Raw genomic sequence first — 17,567 nt, 5'->3', positions numbered from 1 at the left:
GCGACGCGCGGGCGCTTCCCTGCGCCCGCGTTGCGAAGCACGTCATCCCGCCCCCGACAAAGATTCCTCCTGACGGAGAAACAAAATGAAAGACCTGCTCAACCTCTTCAACCAGCAGCGCCAGACGCTGGACTTCGACGCGATCAAGATCGCGCTGGCTTCGCCGGACCTGATCCGTTCGTGGTCCTTCGGCGAAGTGAAGAAGCCGGAAACCATCAACTACCGGACGTTCAAGCCCGAGCGCGACGGCCTGTTCTGCTCGGCCATCTTCGGCCCGATCAAGGACTACGAGTGCCTGTGCGGCAAGTACAAGCGCATGAAGCACCGCGGCGTGGTCTGCGAGAAGTGCGGCACGGAAGTGACGCTGGCCAAGGTGCGCCGTGAGCGCATGGGCCACATCGACCTGGCCAGCCCGGTCGCGCACATCTGGTTCCTGAAGTCGCTGCCGTCGCGCATCGGCCTGATGCTTGACATGACCCTGCGCGACATCGAGCGCGTGCTGTACTTCGAAGCCTATGTCGTCACCGAGCCGGGCCTGACCTCGCTCGAACGCCGCCAGCTGCTGACCGAAGAGCAGTTCATGCAGGCGCGCCAGGAACATGGCGACGACTTCGACGCCGCCATGGGCGCCGAGGCCGTCTACGACCTGCTGCGCACCATCGACCTGCAGGCCGAGATGGTGAACCTGCGCGAGGAAATCGCCAGCACCAACTCCGAGACCAAGCTCAAGCGCCTCACCAAGCGCATCAAGCTGATCGAGGCGTTCCTGGAGTCGGGCAACCGTCCTGAATGGATGGTCATGACCGTGCTGCCCGTGCTGCCGCCGGACCTGCGTCCGCTGGTGCCGCTGGATGGCGGCCGCTTCGCGACCTCCGACCTGAACGACCTGTACCGTCGCGTCATCAACCGCAACAACCGCCTGCGCCGCCTGCTGGAACTCAACGCGCCCGACATCATCGTGCGCAACGAGAAGCGCATGCTGCAGGAGTCGGTGGACGCCCTGATGGACAACGGCCGCCGCGGCCGCGCCATCACCGGCACCAACAAGCGCCCGCTGAAGTCGCTGGCCGACATGATCAAGGGCAAGCAGGGCCGCTTCCGCCAGAACCTGCTGGGCAAGCGCGTCGACTACTCCGGCCGTTCGGTCATCGTGGTCGGCCCGACCCTGCGCCTGCACGAATGCGGCCTGCCGAAGAAGATGGCGCTGGAGCTGTTCAAGCCGTTCGTGTTCGCCAAGCTGCAGCGCCGTGGCCTGGCCACCACCATCAAGGCCGCCAAGAAGCTGGTCGAGCGCGAAGAAGCCGACGTCTGGGACATCCTGGAAGAGGTCATCCGCGAGCACCCGGTGCTGCTGAACCGCGCGCCGACGCTGCACCGCCTGGGCATCCAGGCGTTCGAGCCGGTGCTGATCGAAGGCAAGGCCATCCAGCTGCACCCGCTGGTTTGTACGGCGTTCAACGCTGACTTCGACGGTGACCAGATGGCCGTGCACGTGCCGCTCTCGCTGGAAGCCCAGCTGGAAGCGCGCGCGCTGATGATGTCGTCCAACAACATCCTGTCGCCCGCCAACGGCGAGCCGATCATCGTGCCGTCGCAGGACGTCGTGCTCGGCCTGTACTACATGACCCGCGCGCTGGAGAACAAGAAGGGCGAGGGCATGGCGTTCGCCAACATCGCCGAGGTCAAGCGCGCCTACGACAACCGCGCCGTCGAGCTGCACGCCAAGGTCAAGGTCCGTATCAGCGGCACCGTGATCGACGAGGAAGGTGGCCGCAGCAAGCAGACCAGTATCGTGGACACCACGATCGGTCGCGCGCTGCTGGCCGAGATCCTGCCGGAAGGCCTGCCGTTCGCCCTGGTGAACACCGAGCTGAACAAGAAGGCCATCAGCCGCCTGATCAACTCCAGCTACCGCATGCTGGGCCTGAAGGACACGGTCGTGTTCGCCGACAAGCTGATGTACACCGGCTTCGCGTACGCCACGCGCGCCGGCGTCTCGATCGGCATCGACGACATGCTGATCCCGGCCGAGAAGAAGGGCATCCTGGGCGAAGCCGAGCAGGAAGTGCTGGAGATCCAGGAGCAGTACCAGAGCGGTCTGGTCACCGCCGGCGAGCGCTACAACAAGGTGGTCGACATCTGGTCGCGCACCAACGAGCGCATCGCCAAGGCGATGATGGACACCATCGGCACCGACAAGGTGAAGAACGCCAAGGGCGAGACCATCAACGAGAAGTCGATGAACTCGCTCTACATCATGGCCGACTCCGGCGCCCGTGGTAGCCAGGCCCAGATCCGCCAGCTGGCCGGCATGCGCGGCCTGATGGCCCGCCCCGACGGCTCGATCATCGAGACGCCCATCAAGGCGAACTTCCGCGAAGGCCTGAACGTGCAGGAGTACTTCAACTCCACGCACGGTGCCCGCAAGGGCCTGGCCGATACCGCGCTGAAGACCGCGAACTCCGGTTACCTGACCCGTCGCCTGGTCGACGTGGCGCAGGACGTGGTGATCACCGAGGTCGATTGCGGTACGTCGGAAGGCCTGATGATGACCCCGATCGTGGAAGGCGGCGACGTGGTCGAGCCGCTGCGTGACCGCGTGCTGGGCCGCATCGTGGCCGAGGACGTGTTCCTGCCGGGCAACGACGAGGATCCGATCGTCACCCGCAACACGCTGCTGGACGAAGCCTGGGTGCAGAAGTTGGAAGACGCCGGCGTGCAGGCGCTGAAGGTGCGCTCCACCATCACCTGCGAGTCCGATTTCGGCGTCTGCGCCCACTGCTATGGCCGCGACCTGGCCCGTGGCCACATCGTCAACATCGGCGAAGCGGTCGGCGTCATCGCCGCGCAGTCGATCGGCGAGCCCGGCACCCAGCTGACCATGCGTACGTTCCACATCGGTGGCGCGGCATCGCGTGCGGCGGCGGTCGACAACATCACCGTCAAGACCACCGGCTCGATCAAGTTCAACAACCTGAAGTTCGTCGAACACGCCAACGGCAGCCTGGTCGCCGTCTCGCGTTCGGGTGAACTGTCGGTGCTCGACGGCCACGGCCGCGAGCGCGAGCGCTACAAGCTGCCCTACGGCGCCACCATCAACGTCAAGGACGGCGACCAGATCACCGCCGGCCAGGCCGTGGCGAACTGGGATCCGCACAACCACCCGATCGTGTCGGAAGTGGCCGGTTTCGTGCGCTTCGTCGACTTCGTCGACGGCGTCACCGTCATCGAGAAGACCGACGAACTGACCGGTCTGGCCTCGCGCGAGATCACCGATCCGAAGCGTCGCGGTTCGCAGGGCAAGGACCTGCGTCCGATCGTCCGCATCGTGGACAAGGACGGCAAGGACCTGAGCATTCCCGGGACCGACCTGCCGGCGCAGTACCTGCTGCCGCCGCGCTCGATCGTCAACCTGCAGGACGGCGCGCCCGTCGGCGTGGGCGACGTGGTCACCAAGGTGCCGCAGGAAGCGTCCAAGACGCGCGACATCACCGGCGGTCTGCCGCGCGTGGCCGACCTGTTCGAAGCCCGCAAGCCGAAGGACCCGGCCATCCTGGCCGAGCGTTCCGGCATCATCAGCTTCGGCAAGGACACCAAGGGCAAGCAGCGCCTGATCATCAAGGACCCCGATGGTTCCGAGCACGAGGAGCTGATCCCGAAGTTCCGCCAGATCATCGTGTTCGAAGGCGAACACGTGGCCAAGGGCGAAACCATCGTGGACGGCGAGCCGAGCCCGCAGGACATCCTGCGCCTGCTGGGCGTCGAGCCGCTGGCCGCCTACCTGGTGAAGGAAATCCAGGACGTGTACCGCCTGCAGGGCGTGAAGATCAACGACAAGCACATCGAGGTGATCACCCGCCAGATGCTGCGCAAGGTCGAGATCACCGATGCCGGCAACAGCAAGTTCCTGGCGGGCGAGCAGGTCGAGAAGCAGCGCGTGATTGAGGAGAACGCCAAGCTGGCCGCGCGTAACGAGCTGCCCGCCAAGTACGATCCCGTGCTGCTGGGCATCACCAAGGCGTCGCTGGCGACCGAATCGTTCATCTCCGCGGCCTCCTTCCAGGAGACCACCCGCGTGCTGACCGAGGCGGCTGTCCGTGGTACGCGCGATCCCCTGCGTGGCCTGAAGGAGAACGTCATCGTCGGTCGCCTGATCCCGGCCGGCACCGGTCTGGCGTACCACAACCAGCGCCGCCGCAATGCCTCCGGTCTGACCGAGGCCGAGGTCGACGCCCTGTCCGGCGTCGTCAGCGAGCCGGTCACCCCGGCGGCCGTGGCCTCGGACGAGGCGGGCGAGGAGTCCAGCGCCAGCTAAATTCGTACCACCCGACGGCCCCCGGGCCGTCCCAGACCACGAAAAGAGGCGCAGGACGCGCCTCGTTTTCGGCCCAGGAAGGGCGGGATCGCAGTCAGTTGGCAGGCACCCACCCCCGTCGCGTTGACGGTAGGGCGGGTGGCCGGCTATACTTTTCCGTCTAGGTGGGCCGTCTTGCGGCCTGCCTTCGTTTTCATGTCAAACAAGGCTCCGGCCTTCACACGAAGAATCCACTATGGCAACCGTCAATCAGCTGGTCCGCAAGCCGCGGCAGGCCCCCACGTACAAGAGCCAGTCGCCCGCGCTGGACAACTGCCCGCAGCGTCGCGGCGTGTGCACCCGTGTCTATACGACCACCCCGAAGAAGCCGAACTCGGCCCTGCGCAAGGTCGCCAAGGTGCGCCTGACCAACCAGGAAGAGATCATCAGCTACATCGGCGGCGAAGGCCACAACCTGCAGGAGCACTCCGTGGTGCTCGTGCGCGGTGGTCGCGTGAAGGACCTGCCGGGCGTGCGTTACCACACCGTGCGCGGCTCGCTGGACGCCTCGGGCGTCGCCAAGCGCCGTCAGGGTCGTTCCAAGTACGGCGCCAAGCGTCCCAAGGCTTAAGGAATAAACGAACATGTCGCGCAAAGGCTCTGCCCCCCAACGTGAAATCCTGCCGGACCCCAAGCACGGCAGCCAGACGATCGCCCGCTTCATCAACATGGTGATGCTGAGCGGCAAGAAGTCCGTCGCCGAGAAGATCGTCTACGGCGCCATGGACGTGATCGGCGAAAAGAACCCGAACGCCCTGGAACTGGTCGAGAAGGCGCTGGACAACGTCTCTCCGGCCGTCGAGGTGAAGTCCCGCCGCGTCGGCGGCGCCACCTACCAGGTGCCGGTCGAAGTGCGTTCCTCGCGTCGCATGGCGCTGGCGATGCGCTGGCTGATCGAGTCCGCCCGCAAGCGCGGCGAGAACTCCATGCCGCGCAAGCTGGCCGCCGAACTGCTGGATGCCTCCGAGAACCGCGGTGGCGCCATCAAGAAGCGTGAAGAGACCCACCGCATGGCGGAAGCGAACAAGGCGTTCGCGCACTACCGCTGGTAACGGCCTGCGGGCCCTTGCGATCAAGGGCCCTCGGCACCATCTAGGTGCCCCTGGGACGCGCTCCGGCGTCCCGATCCCGAAGGCCGCCGAAAGGCGGCATTCGGCCATCTGAAGATCCGCCCTCCACGGAAGGCCACGGCATCCCGCCGGCCCTCCATCAGAAAAGAGAGACTGTCGTGGCTCGCACCACTCCCATCGAGCGTTACCGCAACTTCGGCATCATGGCGCACATCGACGCCGGCAAGACCACCACGTCCGAGCGCATCCTGTTCTACACCGGCAAGAGCCACAAGATCGGTGAAGTGCACGACGGTGCCGCGACCATGGACTGGATGGAGCAGGAGCAGGAGCGTGGCATCACGATCCAGTCCGCCGCCACCACCGCGTTCTGGAAGGGTATGGACAAGTCCATGCCGGAGCACCGCTTCAACATCATCGATACCCCCGGGCACGTCGACTTCACCATCGAAGTGGAGCGCTCGCTGCGCGTGCTCGACGGCGCGGTGTTCGTCCTGTGTGCCGTGGGCGGCGTGCAGCCGCAGTCCGAGACCGTGTGGCGTCAGGCCAACAAGTACCACGTTCCGCGCATCGCGTTGGTCAACAAGATGGACCGGACGGGCGCCAACTTCTTCAAGGTCCGTGACCAGCTGAAGTCGCGTCTGGGCGCCTCGCCGGTGCCGATGCAGGTGCCGATCGGTGCCGAGGATGGTTTTGTCGGCGTGGTCGACCTGGTCAAGATGAAGGCCATCGCGTGGGACGACAAGACCCAGGGCATGACCTTCGAGTACCGCGACATCCCGGCTGACCTGCAGTCCGTGGCGGAGGAGGCTCGTGCGTTCATGGTCGAGTCGGCCGCCGAGGCCAATGAAGAGCTGATGGACAAGTACCTGGGTGGCGAGGAGCTGACCGAGGACGAGATCTATTCCGCGCTGCGTGCCCGCACGCTGAAGACCGAGATCGTGCCGATGTTCTGCGGTTCGGCGTTCAAGAACAAGGGCGTGCAGGCCATGCTGGACGGCGTGGTCAAGCTGCTGCCGTCGCCGGTGGACGTGCCGGCGGTGAAGGGCACCGACGTGGATGACGAATCCAAGGAGCTGACCCGCGATTCCAGCGACAAGGCGCCGTTCTCGGCGTTGGCCTTCAAGATCATGACCGATCCGTTCGTCGGCTCGCTCACCTTCTTCCGCGTGTATTCGGGAACGCTGAATGCCGGCGATCAGGTTTTCAACTCGGTCAAGGGCAAGAAGGAGCGCATCGGTCGTCTGTTGCAGATGCACTCCAACAACCGTGACGAGATCAAGGAAGTGTTGGCCGGCGATATCGCGGCTGCCGTGGGCCTGAAGGACGTCACCACCGGTGACACCCTGTGTGCCCAGGACGCTCCGATCATCCTCGAGCGCATGAGCTTCCCGGAGCCGGTCATCTCGATGGCCGTGGAACCGAAGACCAAGTCCGACCAGGAGAAGATGGGTTTGGCGCTGGGCCGCCTGGCGCAGGAAGATCCCTCGTTCCGCGTCCGTACCGACGAGGAATCGGGTCAGACCATCATCTCGGGCATGGGCGAGCTGCACCTGGATATCATCGTTGACCGCATGAAGCGCGAGTTCAACGTGGAGGCCAACGTCGGCAAGCCGCAGGTGGCCTATCGCGAGACGATCCGCAAGGCGATCAAGCAGGAAGGCAAGTTCGTGCGCCAGTCGGGCGGTCGCGGCCAGTACGGCCACATCGTCATCGAGATGTCGCCGGTCGAGCGCGGCGTGGGCTTCTCGTACGAGAGCGCCATCGTCGGCGGTGTCGTGCCGAAGGAATACGTCGCAGCGGCGGGCAAGGGCATCGAAGAAGCCATGAAGAGCGGTCCGCTGGCCGGTTTCCCGGTCGTCGACATCGCCATCAAGGCCGTGGACGGCTCCTTCCATGACGTCGACTCCAACGAAATGGCGTTCAAGGTCGCTGGCTCGATGGCGTTCAAGGAAGCCTTCAGCAAGGCCCAGCCGGTCCTGCTGGAGCCGATCATGAAGGTCGAGATCGTCACCCCGGAAGACTATCTGGGCGACGTGATGGGCGACGTGAGCCGTCGTCGCGGCATCCTGCAGGGTCAGGACGACAGTCCGTCCGGCAAGGTGATCAACGCGATGGTGCCGCTGGGCGAAATGTTCGGCTACGCCACCACGCTGCGTTCGATGTCGCAGGGTCGCGCCACGTTCTCGATGGAGTTCGACCACTACGCGGAAGCGCCGGCCAACATCGCTGACGCGGTCGTCAAGAAGAACTAAGAGTTGGGGGCCGGGCATCGCGGGTGCGATGCCCGGCGCTCCCGTCATGAATCACGCATAACAAGGTAGAAGACAATGGCAAAGGGTAAATTCGAACGCACCAAGCCGCACGTGAACGTGGGCACGATTGGCCACGTTGACCACGGCAAGACGACGCTGACGGCGGCGCTGACGAAGATCGGCGCGGAGCGTTTCGGTGGCGAGTTCAAGGCGTACGACGCGATCGACGCGGCGCCGGAAGAGAAGGCGCGCGGCATCACGATTTCGACGGCGCACGTGGAATACGAATCGGCCACGCGCCACTACGCGCACGTGGACTGCCCGGGCCACGCCGACTACGTGAAGAACATGATCACCGGTGCGGCGCAGATGGACGGCGCGATCCTGGTGTGCTCGGCCGCCGACGGCCCGATGCCGCAGACGCGTGAGCACATCCTGCTGTCGCGCCAGGTGGGCGTGCCGTACATCGTCGTGTTCCTGAACAAGGCTGACATGGTGGACGACGCCGAGCTGCTGGAGCTGGTGGAGATGGAAGTCCGCGAACTGCTGAGCAAGTACGAGTTCCCGGGCGACGACACCCCGATCATCTCGGGCTCGGCCCGTCTGGCGCTGGAAGGCGACCAGAGCGAGATCGGCGTGCCGGCGATCCTGAAGCTGGTGGACGCGCTGGACACCTGGATCCCGACCCCGGAGCGTGACGTCGACAAGCCGTTCCTGATGCCGGTGGAAGACGTGTTCTCGATCTCCGGCCGCGGCACCGTGGTGACCGGTCGTATCGAGCGCGGCATCATCAAGGTGGGCGACGAAATCGAAATCGTCGGTATCCGTCCGACCCAGAAGACCACGGTCACGGGCGTGGAAATGTTCCGCAAGCTGCTGGACCAGGGCCAGGCGGGCGACAACGCCGGTCTGCTGCTGCGCGGCACCAAGCGTGACGACGTGGAGCGTGGCCAGGTGCTGGCCAAGCCGGGTTCGATCACCCCGCACACCGAGTTCGAAGCCGAAGTGTACGTGCTGAGCAAGGACGAAGGCGGCCGTCACACCCCGTTCTTCAAGGGCTACCGCCCGCAGTTCTACTTCCGCACCACCGACATCACCGGTGCGGTGCAGCTGCCGGAAGGCGTGGAGATGGTGATGCCGGGCGACAACGTGAAGATGGTGGTCACGCTGATCAACCCGGTGGCGATGGACGAAGGCCTGCGCTTCGCGATCCGCGAGGGCGGCCGTACGGTCGGCGCCGGCGTGGTGGCCAAAATCATCAAGTAAGGCCCCGGCGGTCCCGCGTGTCGCGCCTCCGGGCGCGCCCCGCAACCCGGGAGGGCCGGTAACGCCGGCCTTCCTTTTGGGTGCATCCGCTGGAGGCGCGAAACGCTTGCGGCAAGAGTGTTGAACGGCTACAATGCCGGCCCCCGAATGGCGACCCGCTATTCAGGATCGCAATAACTGCCGGCGCCCCCTGGGAGGAGGCCGGCCTACCGCGAAAAGAGGTGCAGGATGCGCCTCGTGTTCGCCAGACACGGAGTGTCGCGTGCCATCCTGCAGGCTTCGGCCGGGCAGGGCGCCCTGGTGGTTGACGGGGTGTGTCACGCGTCCTATACTTTCATGTCTGGGCGGGCCGGTTTACCGGCCTGCCTTGTTTTTCAGGAAGAATCCCCAGCCGATTCAGGTGCTTTCCGCTCGTGGAGTCCTCGCGGGCAGTGGGGAAATGGATCAGCTTGGACTAACCGGGGCAAGGCATCCCAGAGGCCGCGCCCGTCGCTCTTTAACGAAGGAAATTTCCGTCATGGCGGACCAAAAGATCCGAATCCGGCTCAAGGCGTACGATCATCGTCTGATCGACCGCTCGGCCAGCGAGATCGTTGAGACGGCCAAGCGGACCGGCGCGCAGGTGCGCGGCCCGATCCCGCTGCCGACCAAGATCGAGCGTTTCACCATCCTGGTGTCCCCGCACGTCGACAAGGACGCGCGCGACCAGTATGAGACCCGCACGCACAAGCGCGTGCTCGACATCGTCGACCCCAACGACAAGACCGTGGACGCGCTGATGAAGCTCGAACTGGCTGCCGGCGTCGACGTTCAGATCAAGCTGACCTGAGGCCAACGACCATGACCGCGAAGAAGTATTCGTTGGGTCTCGTCGGCCGCAAGGCTGGCATGACCCGCGTGTTCACCGAAGATGGCAAGTCCATTCCGGTGACGCTGATCGAAGCAACCCCGAACCGCATCACCCAGATCAAGACCCCGGAAACCGACGGCTACAGCGCCGTGCAGGTCGCTGTGGGCAGCCGTCGCGCCTCGCTCGTCACCAAGCCGGTCGCCGGTCACCTGGCCAAGGCCAAGGTCGAAGCCGGTCGTGGCCTGTGGGAGCTGCGTATCGAAGCCGACAAGCTGGGCGACTTCACCGTCGGCGGCGAAATCAAGGCCGACATCTTTGAAGTGGGCCAGAAGGTCGACGTCCAGGGCGTCACCAAGGGCAAGGGCTTCCAGGGCACCATCAAGCGCTGGAACTTCCGCATGGGCGACGCCACCCACGGTAACTCGCTGTCGCATCGCGCGCCGGGTTCGCTGGGCCAGCGCCAGACGCCGGGTCGCGTGTTCCCGGGCAAGAAGATGTCCGGCCACATGGGCGCAGTGCAGCAGAGCACGCAGAACCTGGAAATCGTCCGCGTGGACGCCGAGCGCGGCCTGATCGCCGTTCGCGGCGCCGTGCCGGGTGCGCCGGGTGGCGACGTGATCGTGCGTCCGGCAAGCAAGGGTTGAGGAGAACGACCATGGAACTAGCCATTACAGGTAGCGCCAACAAGCTGTCGGTCTCCGACGACGTGTTCGGCCGCGAATTCAGCGAGGATCTGGTCCACCAGGTCGTCGTTGCCTACCGCAACGCCGGTCGTTCCGGCACCAAGGCGCAGAAGACCCGCGCCGAAGTGAACGGCACCACCAAGAAGTCCAAGAAGCAGAAGGGCGGCGGCGCCCGTCACGGCGCCCTGACCGCGCCGATCTTCGTCGGCGGCGGCGTGACCTTCGCGGCCAAGCCGCGCAGCTTCGCGCAGAAGGTGAACCGCAAGATGTACCGCGCGGCCATCAGCTCGATCCTGTCGGAGCTGAACCGCCAGAACCGCCTGACGGTCGTGGAAGCGTTCGATGTGGACGCCACCAAGACCAGCGCCCTGGTCGAGAAGCTGAAGGGCCTGGATCTGGGCAAGCGTCCGCTGATCGTCACCGAGGATGCCTCCGAGCACCTGTACCTGTCCGCCCGCAATCTTCCCTACGTGGAAGTGCGCGACGTGCAGGGCCTGGATCCGGCGGCGCTGGTCGGTGCCGACTCCGTGCTGATCACGGCCGACGCCATCAAGAAGATCGAGGAGTGGCTGGCATGATCAGCAACGAAAAGATTTTTGCCGTGCTGCGCGCTCCGCGTGTCTCCGAAAAGACCGTGCGCCTGCAGGAACTCTCCAACCAATACGTCTTCGAAGTCTCGAACGATGCCACCAAGGCCGATGTGAAGGCCGCGGTCGAGCAGCTGTTCGACGTCAAGGTCGAGACGGTCAACGTGGTGAACGTGAAGGGCAAGAACAAGTCCTTCCGCAACCGCGCCGGCCGCCGCGGCGACTGGCGCAAGGCGTACGTGCGTCTGGCCGATGGCCAGGCCATCGACGTGTCGGCCAAGGCCTGAGGTAGACCCACATGCCATTGATGAAGTTCAAACCCACCTCCGCCGGCCGCCGTTCCGCCGTCCGCGTGGTGACGCCCGATCTGCACAAGGGGGCGCCGCATGCGCCGCTCCTCGAGAAGCAGAGCAAGACCGGTGGTCGTAACCACCACGGTCGCATCACCACCCGCCACATCGGCGGTGGCCACAAGCAGCACTACCGTCTCATCGACTTCAAGCGCGACAAGGAAGGCATCCCGGCGCGCGTGGAGCGGATCGAATACGATCCCAACCGCACCGCGCACATCGCGCTGCTGTGCTACGTCGATGGCGAGCGCCGCTACATCATCGCCCCTAAGGGCCTGAAGGCCGGCGACCAGGTCATCGCCGGTAGCGATGCGCCGATCAAGGCCGGCAACACGCTGCCGCTGCGCAATATCCCGGGCGGTACGACTATCCACGGCATCGAGCTGAAGCCGGGCAAGGGCGCGCAGATCGCCCGCGCCGCCGGCGCCGCCGTGCAGTTGGTCGCCCGCGAGCAGGGTTTCGCCACGCTGCGCCTCCGCTCCGGCGAGATGCGCAAGGTGCAGGTCGAGTGCCGCGCCGCCGTTGGCGAAGTGGGCAACGACGAGCACAGCCTGGAGAAGCTGGGCAAGGCCGGCGCCAAGCGCTGGCGTGGTGTCAAGCCGACCGTCCGCGGTGCGGCCATGAACCCCGTCGACCACCCGCACGGTGGTGGTGAGGCCAAGGCCGGCCAGGGCAACCCGCACCCGGTCACCCCGTGGGGTGTGCCGACCAAGGGTTACAAGACGCGCAAGAACAAGCGCACGCAGCAATTCATCGTCCGCGATCGTAGGGGCTAATCGACCATGGCACGTTCACTCAAGAAGGGCCCGTTCGTCGATCACCACCTCGTCAAGAAGGTGGAGGCCGCGGGCGGTAGCAAGAAGCCGATCAAGACCTGGTCGCGCCGTTCGATGATCCTGCCGGAAATGGTGGGTTTCACGATCGCCATCCACAATGGCAAGAACCACGTTCCGGTGCTGGTCAACGAGAACATGGTCGGCCACAAGCTCGGCGAGTTTGCCGTCACCCGTACCTTCAAGGGTCACGGTGGCGACAAGAAAGCCGGCGGCAAGAAGTAAGGAGAGATGATCATGGAAGCGAAAGCCATCCTGCGCACCGCGCGCATCTCCCCCCAGAAGGCCCGCCTGGTCGCCGACCAGGTGCGCGGGCTGCCGGCCGAGCGCGCCGTCAACCTGCTGAAGTTCTCGGACAAGAAGGCTGCCCACCTGATCAAGAAGGTCGTGGAGTCCGCCATCGCCAACGCCGAGAACAACCAGGGCGCCGACGTCGACGAGCTGAAGGTCAAGACCATCATGGTCGACGAAGGTCCGATGCTGAAGCGTTTCATGGCCCGCGCCAAGGGCCGTGGCACCCGCATTCTGAAGCGCACCAGCCACATCACCGTGGTCGTGGGCGAGGGCAAATAAGTATGGGTCACAAAGTTCATCCGACCGGTATCCGCCTGGGCATCGCCAAGGACTGGAATTCCAAGTGGTTCGCCAACAAGCGCGACTACGCCGACTATCTGGCCGCGGACCTCAAGGTGCGCGAGATGCTTCGCAAGAAGCTGGCCCAGGCCGGCATTTCCAAGATCCTGATCGAGCGTCCGGCCAAGACCGCCCGCGTGACCATCCACACCGCCCGTCCGGGCGTGGTGATCGGCAAGCGCGGTGAGGACATCGAGAAGCTGCGCAAGGAAGTGAGCGACCTGATGGGCGTCCCGGCGCACATCAACGTCACCGAAGTGCGCAAGCCCGAGCTGGACGCCCAGCTGGTGGCCGAATCGATCGCGCAGCAGCTGGAGCGCCGCATCATGTTCCGCCGCGCCATGAAGCGCGCCGTGGGCAACGCGATGCGCTTGGGTGCCTTGGGCATCAAGGTCAACGTGGCAGGCCGCTTGAACGGTGCGGAAATCGCCCGTTCCGAGTGGTACCGCGAAGGCCGCGTGCCGCTGCACACGCTGCGTGCCGACATCGATTACGGTTTTGCCGAGGCGAAGACCACCTACGGCATCATCGGCATCAAGGTGTGGGTCTACAAGGGCGAAATCTTCGATTTCAGCCAGGTGGGTCAGGAGAAGCAGGACGACGCGCGCCCCGAGCGTAGCGAGCGTCCTTCGCGCCCGGCTCGTGACCGCGACGCGAGGTAATCAGTCATGTTGCAACCCAAGCGAACCAAATACCGCAAGATGCACAAGGGCCGGAACGAAGGCCTGAGCTGGAACGGTAACCTCGTCAGTTTCGGCGAGTACGGCCTGAAGGCCACGGCGCACGGTCAGTTGACCGCGCGCCAGATCGAAGCGGCCCGCCGCTCGATCAGCCGCTACGTCAAGCGCGGCGGCAAGATGTGGATCCGCGTGTTCCCCGACAAGCCGATCACCAAGAAGCCCATCGAAGTCCGAATGGGTTCGGGTAAGGGCAACGTCGAGTACTGGGTCGCCCAGATCCAGCCGGGCCGCATGATCTATGAAATCGAAGGCGTCAGCGAGGACATTGCGCGCGAGGCGTTCCGCCTGGCCGCGGCCAAGCTGTCGGTCACCACCACTTTCGTGACCCGGACGGTGCGCTAATGGAACTCAAGCAACTCCGCGAGAAATCGGCTGACGAGCTGAAGGCCCACCTGACCGAGTTGCGCAAGGAGCAGTTCTCCCTGCGCATGCAGAAGGTGACCGGCCAGCGGCCGAAGACGCATGAACCCCGCCGGGTCCGTCGCGAGATCGCTCGCGTCAAGACCCTGCTGGGCAGCCAGAAGTAAGGAGCGACCAAGATGAGCGATAACAAAGACAAAGCGCAACGCACCATCGAAGGCCGCGTCGTCAGCAACAAGATGGACAAGACGGTCACCGTCCTGGTGGAGCGTCAGGTCAAGCACGCCCTGTACGGCAAGTACATCAAGCGTTCCACCAAGCTGCACGCGCACGACGCGGACAACAGCTGCAAGGAAGGCGACGTGGTGCGCGTGACCGAGATCGCCCCGATGTCCAAGACCAAGAACTGGCGCGTGGTGGAAATCATCACCCGCGCGGCCGAATAAAGAGGAGATCTGAATCATGATCCAGATGCAGAGCTACCTTGACGCGGCCGACAACTCCGGCGCCAAGGAACTGATGTGCATCAAGGTGCTGGGCGGTTCCAAGCGCCGTTACGCCGGCATCGGCGACATCATCAAGGTGACCGTCAAGGACGCCATTCCGCGCGGCAAGGTTAAGAAGGGCGAAGTCTACGACGCCGTGGTCGTGCGTACCCGCAAGGGCGTCCGCCGCCCGGACGGTTCGCTGATCCGCTTCGACGGCAACGCCGCCGTGCTGCTCAACAACAAGCAGGAGCCGATCGGCACCCGCATCTTCGGGCCCGTGACCCGCGAGCTGCGTTCCGAGAAGTTCATGAAGATCGTTTCGCTCGCGCCTGAAGTGCTCTGAGCGGAGGACATAGAAATGGCTAACCGTATCAAGAAGGGCGACCAGGTCGTCGTCATCACCGGCAAGGACAAGGGCAAGAAGGGCGACGTTGTGCGCGTGGACGGCGACCGCGTGGTCGTCTCCAACGTGAATGTCGTCAAGCGCCACACCAAGCCGAACCCGCAGGCCGGCATCGCGGGTGGCGTGGTGGAGAGCGAGCGCTCGATCCACATTTCCAATGTCGCGCTGTTCAACCCGGCGACGGGTAAGGGCGAGCGTATCGGTTTCAAGGTGCTGGAGGATGGACGCAAACTGCGCGTGTTCCGCTCCAGTGGTGAGGCGCTCGACGCCTGAGGAATGAGGTCATGACCACCCGTCTCGAAAAAATGTACAAGGAAGAAGTGGCGCCGGCTCTGATGAAGAAGTTCGGCTACACCAATCCGATGGAAGTGCCGAAGATCACCAAGATCACCATCAACATGGGTGTGGGTGAAGCGGCTACCAACAAGAAGATCCTGGAAAACGCCGTGGCCGACCTGGCCAAGATCACCGGCCAGAAGCCGATCACGACCAAGTCCCGCGTGTCGGTGGCTTCGTTCAAGATCCGCGACGGTTGGCCGATCGGCTGCAAGGTCACCCTGCGTCGCGCCAAGATGTACGAGTTCCTGGACCGCCTGATCAGCATCTCGCTGCCGCGCGTCCGCGACTTCCGTGGCGTATCCGGCCGTTCGTTCGACGGTCGCGGCAACTACAACATGGGCGTGAAGGAACAGATCATCTTCCCGGAAATCGACTTCGACGCCGTCGACGCGATCCGCGGCATGGATATCGCCATCACCACGACCGCCAAGAATGACGCCGAAGCCAAGGCGCTGCTCGAAGCGTTCAAGTTCCCGTTCCGCAACTGATTCGCTAGGAAGAAGACATCATGGCAAAGACCTCGATGGTCAACCGCGACATCAAGCGGGAAAAGCTGGCCAAGCAGTACGCCGCCAAGCGCGATGCGCTGAAGAAGATCATCTCGAGTACGACTGCGTCGTACGAAGAGAAGATCGAGGCGGTCACCAAGTTGCAGAAGCTGCCGCGCGACTCCTCGCCGAGCCGCCAGCGCAACCGCTGCGAGCTGTCCGGCCGTTCGCGTGGCGTGTACCGCAAGTTCGGCCTGGGCCGCAACATGCTGCGCAAGGCCACCATGAACGGTGACGTGCCCGGCCTGCGCAAGGCCAGCTGGTAACAGTCTCCCGCGCCGCCCGCGAGGGCGGTCGCATGGAGTGAAGCGACAAGTCCGGCACAGGCCGGACTTGTTGTTGTACAATGTTCGGCTCCCGTGGCCTGGCCGGGGAGTGCCGGTCCGCCGGCGGCCCGCCTGGGGGTTCCAGGGACAACACAAGATTTTCGCGAAAGCGGATATCGGTGCTACTCATAAGGCAGACTCTAATGAGCATGACTGATCCCATCGCCGACATGCTGGTGCGCATTCGCAATGCCGCCGCTGTGGGCAAGCCGACGGTGAAGATGCCGTCCTCCAAGATCAAGACCTCGATCGCCAACGTGCTGAAGGCCGAAGGCTATATCGGTGACGTCCGCGTGACGAAGACCGAGAACAACAAGGCCGAGCTCGAGATCGTCCTGAAGTACTTCGAAGGCAAGCCGGTCATCGAGAAGCTGAGCCGCGTGTCCCGTTCGGGCCTGCGCCAGTACCGTGGCAAGGCCGAGCTGCCCAAGGTCCTCGGTGGCCTGGGCGTCGCCATCATTTCCACTTCCAAGGGCATCATGACCGATGCGCAGGCCCGTGCGGCCGGCGTGGGTGGTGAAGTCCTGTGCTTCGTGGCCTAAGCGAAGGAGCCCAGAACATGTCCCGCGTAGCCAAGAAGCCGATCAATCTCCCCAAGGGCGTCGAACTGAGCACTCAGGGCGAGACCCTTAACGTCAAGGGCCCGAAGGGCACCCTGTCCATCGCCAAGCCGGCCGGCGTCGACGTGAATGTCGACAACGGCGTGGCCAACTTGTCGCCCGCCACCCCGGCCGACGACGCCATCACCGGCACCATCCGCGCGATCCTGGCCAACATGGTCAAGGGCGTGTCGGAAGGCTTCGAGCGCAAGCTCGAGCTGGTGGGCGTGGGCTACCGTGCCGCGATGCAGGGCAAGGACCTGAACCTGTCGCTGGGTTTCTCCCACCCGATCCTGTTCAAGACGCCGGAAGGCATCACCATCGCCACCCCGACCCAGACCGAAATCCTGGTGCAGGGCGCCGACAAGCAGCGCGTGGGTGAAGTCGCCGCCAAGATCCGCGGTTTCCGTCCGCCGGAGCCCTACAAGGGTAAGGGCGTGAAGTACTCCGACGAAACCATCATCCGCAAGGAAGCGAAGAAGGCCTAACCGGGCTTTCGGCTTCGAGGAACCAGATCATGAGCATCAAGAACACCGCCCGCCTGCGTCGCGCCAAGTCGACCCGTGCGCACATCCGCGAGCTCGGCGTGCCGCGCCTGTCGGTGCTGCGCACCGGCCAGCACATCTATGCCCAGCTGTTCACCGCCGACGGCGCCAAGGTCATCGCCTCCGCCAACACCCTGCAGGCCGACGTCAAGGATGGCCTGAAGAACGGCAAGAACAGCGACGCCGCCGCGCGCGTGGGTCGGGTCATCGCCGAGCGCGCCAAGGCCGCGGGCATCGAGAAGATCGCGTTCGATCGCTCGGGCTACCGTTACCACGGCCGCATCAAGGCCCTGGCCGACGCGGCCCGCGAAGGCGGCCTGCAGTTCTAATCCTGAAAG

Annotated in this window: 23 protein-coding genes; all 23 read left to right on the top strand. The window is 64.6% G+C overall.

Annotated features, from left to right (window positions below):
• Window positions 1–85 precede the first annotated feature (85 nt).
• Window positions 86–4,315, top strand: a complete 4,230-nt coding sequence (gene rpoC, locus CSC76_RS09610; RefSeq protein ID WP_162109796.1) for a DNA-directed RNA polymerase subunit beta' — start codon at window positions 86–88, stop codon at window positions 4,313–4,315.
• Window positions 4,316–4,550: 235 nt separating this feature from the next.
• On the top strand, window positions 4,551–4,925 hold the full coding sequence (gene rpsL, locus CSC76_RS09605) for a 30S ribosomal protein S12 (protein WP_055945224.1): 375 nt from the start codon (window positions 4,551–4,553) through the stop codon (window positions 4,923–4,925).
• A 13-nt stretch (window positions 4,926–4,938) separates the two neighbouring features.
• Window positions 4,939–5,406, top strand: a complete 468-nt coding sequence (rpsG, locus tag CSC76_RS09600) for a 30S ribosomal protein S7 (RefSeq protein ID WP_056879074.1) — start codon at window positions 4,939–4,941, stop codon at window positions 5,404–5,406.
• 176 nt (window positions 5,407–5,582) lie between these two features.
• The gene (fusA, locus tag CSC76_RS09595; RefSeq protein WP_162109795.1) at window positions 5,583–7,679 is read left to right on the top strand and encodes an elongation factor G; all 2,097 of its coding nucleotides are present in this window, start codon (window positions 5,583–5,585) and stop codon (window positions 7,677–7,679) included.
• A 75-nt stretch (window positions 7,680–7,754) separates the two neighbouring features.
• The gene (tuf, locus tag CSC76_RS09590) at window positions 7,755–8,945 is read left to right on the top strand and encodes an elongation factor Tu (protein ID WP_162109794.1); all 1,191 of its coding nucleotides are present in this window, start codon (window positions 7,755–7,757) and stop codon (window positions 8,943–8,945) included.
• Between the two features lie 517 nt (window positions 8,946–9,462).
• Window positions 9,463–9,774, top strand: a complete 312-nt coding sequence (rpsJ, locus tag CSC76_RS09585; protein ID WP_162109793.1) for a 30S ribosomal protein S10 — start codon at window positions 9,463–9,465, stop codon at window positions 9,772–9,774.
• Between the two features lie 11 nt (window positions 9,775–9,785).
• Window positions 9,786–10,439: a 50S ribosomal protein L3 gene (rplC, locus tag CSC76_RS09580; RefSeq protein WP_162109792.1), complete on the top strand. Its 654-nt coding sequence runs from the start codon at window positions 9,786–9,788 to the stop codon at window positions 10,437–10,439.
• A gap of 11 nt (window positions 10,440–10,450) precedes the next feature.
• Window positions 10,451–11,056, top strand: a complete 606-nt coding sequence (rplD, locus tag CSC76_RS09575; protein WP_162109791.1) for a 50S ribosomal protein L4 — start codon at window positions 10,451–10,453, stop codon at window positions 11,054–11,056.
• Window positions 11,053–11,352 (top strand): 50S ribosomal protein L23, encoded by a 300-nt coding sequence (rplW, locus tag CSC76_RS09570; protein WP_055941273.1) that lies wholly within the window; start codon window positions 11,053–11,055, stop codon window positions 11,350–11,352. The genes rplD and rplW overlap by 4 nt, the downstream gene beginning before the upstream one ends.
• Window positions 11,353–11,363: 11 nt before the next feature.
• Window positions 11,364–12,191: a 50S ribosomal protein L2 gene (gene rplB, locus CSC76_RS09565; RefSeq protein ID WP_162109790.1), complete on the top strand. Its 828-nt coding sequence runs from the start codon at window positions 11,364–11,366 to the stop codon at window positions 12,189–12,191.
• A 6-nt stretch (window positions 12,192–12,197) separates the two neighbouring features.
• Complete coding sequence (gene rpsS / locus CSC76_RS09560) at window positions 12,198–12,473, top strand: 30S ribosomal protein S19 (protein ID WP_055941277.1); 276 nt, start codon at window positions 12,198–12,200, stop codon at window positions 12,471–12,473.
• 12 nt (window positions 12,474–12,485) lie between these two features.
• The gene (gene rplV, locus CSC76_RS09555) at window positions 12,486–12,821 is read left to right on the top strand and encodes a 50S ribosomal protein L22 (RefSeq protein WP_055943295.1); all 336 of its coding nucleotides are present in this window, start codon (window positions 12,486–12,488) and stop codon (window positions 12,819–12,821) included.
• Window positions 12,822–12,823: 2 nt separating this feature from the next.
• The gene (rpsC, locus tag CSC76_RS09550; RefSeq protein WP_056878821.1) at window positions 12,824–13,543 is read left to right on the top strand and encodes a 30S ribosomal protein S3; all 720 of its coding nucleotides are present in this window, start codon (window positions 12,824–12,826) and stop codon (window positions 13,541–13,543) included.
• Window positions 13,544–13,549: 6 nt separating this feature from the next.
• A complete protein-coding gene (gene rplP / locus CSC76_RS09545; protein ID WP_056878822.1) occupies window positions 13,550–13,963 on the top strand; it encodes a 50S ribosomal protein L16 in 414 nt (137 codons plus the stop codon).
• Window positions 13,963–14,148: a 50S ribosomal protein L29 gene (gene rpmC, locus CSC76_RS09540; protein ID WP_162109789.1), complete on the top strand. Its 186-nt coding sequence runs from the start codon at window positions 13,963–13,965 to the stop codon at window positions 14,146–14,148. Before rplP ends, rpmC begins: the two co-directional genes overlap by 1 nt.
• Window positions 14,149–14,160: 12 nt before the next feature.
• Window positions 14,161–14,427 (top strand): 30S ribosomal protein S17, encoded by a 267-nt coding sequence (rpsQ, locus tag CSC76_RS09535; RefSeq protein ID WP_056878823.1) that lies wholly within the window; start codon window positions 14,161–14,163, stop codon window positions 14,425–14,427.
• A gap of 16 nt (window positions 14,428–14,443) precedes the next feature.
• Entirely contained in the window at window positions 14,444–14,812 is a 369-nt protein-coding gene (rplN, locus tag CSC76_RS09530) for a 50S ribosomal protein L14 (RefSeq protein ID WP_013535986.1), read from the top strand.
• Window positions 14,813–14,827: 15 nt separating this feature from the next.
• A complete protein-coding gene (gene rplX, locus CSC76_RS09525; protein ID WP_162109788.1) occupies window positions 14,828–15,145 on the top strand; it encodes a 50S ribosomal protein L24 in 318 nt (105 codons plus the stop codon).
• Window positions 15,146–15,156: 11 nt separating this feature from the next.
• Window positions 15,157–15,699: a 50S ribosomal protein L5 gene (rplE, locus tag CSC76_RS09520; protein WP_162109787.1), complete on the top strand. Its 543-nt coding sequence runs from the start codon at window positions 15,157–15,159 to the stop codon at window positions 15,697–15,699.
• Window positions 15,700–15,719: 20 nt separating this feature from the next.
• Window positions 15,720–16,025 carry a 30S ribosomal protein S14 gene (gene rpsN / locus CSC76_RS09515; RefSeq protein ID WP_162109786.1) on the top strand — a complete coding sequence of 102 codons (306 nt, stop codon included), beginning with the start codon at window positions 15,720–15,722 and terminating at the stop codon, window positions 16,023–16,025.
• 203 nt (window positions 16,026–16,228) lie between these two features.
• A complete protein-coding gene (gene rpsH, locus CSC76_RS09510; protein ID WP_162109785.1) occupies window positions 16,229–16,627 on the top strand; it encodes a 30S ribosomal protein S8 in 399 nt (132 codons plus the stop codon).
• Window positions 16,628–16,644: 17 nt separating this feature from the next.
• Entirely contained in the window at window positions 16,645–17,172 is a 528-nt protein-coding gene (rplF, locus tag CSC76_RS09505; protein ID WP_162109784.1) for a 50S ribosomal protein L6, read from the top strand.
• A gap of 29 nt (window positions 17,173–17,201) precedes the next feature.
• On the top strand, window positions 17,202–17,558 hold the full coding sequence (rplR, locus tag CSC76_RS09500; RefSeq protein WP_162109783.1) for a 50S ribosomal protein L18: 357 nt from the start codon (window positions 17,202–17,204) through the stop codon (window positions 17,556–17,558).
• The last annotated feature ends 9 nt before the right edge of the window (window positions 17,559–17,567 follow it).

It is taken from the genome of Pseudoxanthomonas mexicana, assembly GCF_010093385.1.
GTDB classification, from domain to species: domain Bacteria; phylum Pseudomonadota; class Gammaproteobacteria; order Xanthomonadales; family Xanthomonadaceae; genus Pseudoxanthomonas_A; species Pseudoxanthomonas_A mexicana.
The sequence above is the reverse complement of the archived record's forward strand: the minus strand, read 5'-3'. Positions and strand labels throughout refer to the sequence as shown.

Excerpts from the sequence above, each read along its gene's own strand:
- rpoC (WP_162109796.1), top strand. The coding sequence starts at position 86 with ATGAAAGACCTGCTCAACCTCTTCAACCAGCAGCGCCAGACGCTGGAC.
- rpsL (WP_055945224.1), top strand. The coding sequence starts at position 4,551 with ATGGCAACCGTCAATCAGCTGGTCCGCAAGCCGCGGCAGGCCCCCACG.
- rpsG (WP_056879074.1), top strand. The coding sequence starts at position 4,939 with ATGTCGCGCAAAGGCTCTGCCCCCCAACGTGAAATCCTGCCGGACCCC.
- tuf (WP_162109794.1), top strand. The coding sequence starts at position 7,755 with ATGGCAAAGGGTAAATTCGAACGCACCAAGCCGCACGTGAACGTGGGC.
- rpsJ (WP_162109793.1), top strand. The coding sequence starts at position 9,463 with ATGGCGGACCAAAAGATCCGAATCCGGCTCAAGGCGTACGATCATCGT.
- rplC (WP_162109792.1), top strand. The coding sequence starts at position 9,786 with ATGACCGCGAAGAAGTATTCGTTGGGTCTCGTCGGCCGCAAGGCTGGC.
- rplD (WP_162109791.1), top strand. The coding sequence starts at position 10,451 with ATGGAACTAGCCATTACAGGTAGCGCCAACAAGCTGTCGGTCTCCGAC.
- rplW (WP_055941273.1), top strand. The coding sequence starts at position 11,053 with ATGATCAGCAACGAAAAGATTTTTGCCGTGCTGCGCGCTCCGCGTGTC.
- rplB (WP_162109790.1), top strand. The coding sequence starts at position 11,364 with ATGCCATTGATGAAGTTCAAACCCACCTCCGCCGGCCGCCGTTCCGCC.
- rpsS (WP_055941277.1), top strand. The coding sequence starts at position 12,198 with ATGGCACGTTCACTCAAGAAGGGCCCGTTCGTCGATCACCACCTCGTC.
- rplV (WP_055943295.1), top strand. The coding sequence starts at position 12,486 with ATGGAAGCGAAAGCCATCCTGCGCACCGCGCGCATCTCCCCCCAGAAG.
- rpsC (WP_056878821.1), top strand. The coding sequence starts at position 12,824 with ATGGGTCACAAAGTTCATCCGACCGGTATCCGCCTGGGCATCGCCAAG.
- rplP (WP_056878822.1), top strand. The coding sequence starts at position 13,550 with ATGTTGCAACCCAAGCGAACCAAATACCGCAAGATGCACAAGGGCCGG.
- rpmC (WP_162109789.1), top strand. The coding sequence starts at position 13,963 with ATGGAACTCAAGCAACTCCGCGAGAAATCGGCTGACGAGCTGAAGGCC.
- rpsQ (WP_056878823.1), top strand. The coding sequence starts at position 14,161 with ATGAGCGATAACAAAGACAAAGCGCAACGCACCATCGAAGGCCGCGTC.
- rplN (WP_013535986.1), top strand. The coding sequence starts at position 14,444 with ATGATCCAGATGCAGAGCTACCTTGACGCGGCCGACAACTCCGGCGCC.
- rplX (WP_162109788.1), top strand. The coding sequence starts at position 14,828 with ATGGCTAACCGTATCAAGAAGGGCGACCAGGTCGTCGTCATCACCGGC.
- rplE (WP_162109787.1), top strand. The coding sequence starts at position 15,157 with ATGACCACCCGTCTCGAAAAAATGTACAAGGAAGAAGTGGCGCCGGCT.
- rpsN (WP_162109786.1), top strand. The coding sequence starts at position 15,720 with ATGGCAAAGACCTCGATGGTCAACCGCGACATCAAGCGGGAAAAGCTG.
- rpsH (WP_162109785.1), top strand. The coding sequence starts at position 16,229 with ATGAGCATGACTGATCCCATCGCCGACATGCTGGTGCGCATTCGCAAT.
- rplF (WP_162109784.1), top strand. The coding sequence starts at position 16,645 with ATGTCCCGCGTAGCCAAGAAGCCGATCAATCTCCCCAAGGGCGTCGAA.
- rplR (WP_162109783.1), top strand. The coding sequence starts at position 17,202 with ATGAGCATCAAGAACACCGCCCGCCTGCGTCGCGCCAAGTCGACCCGT.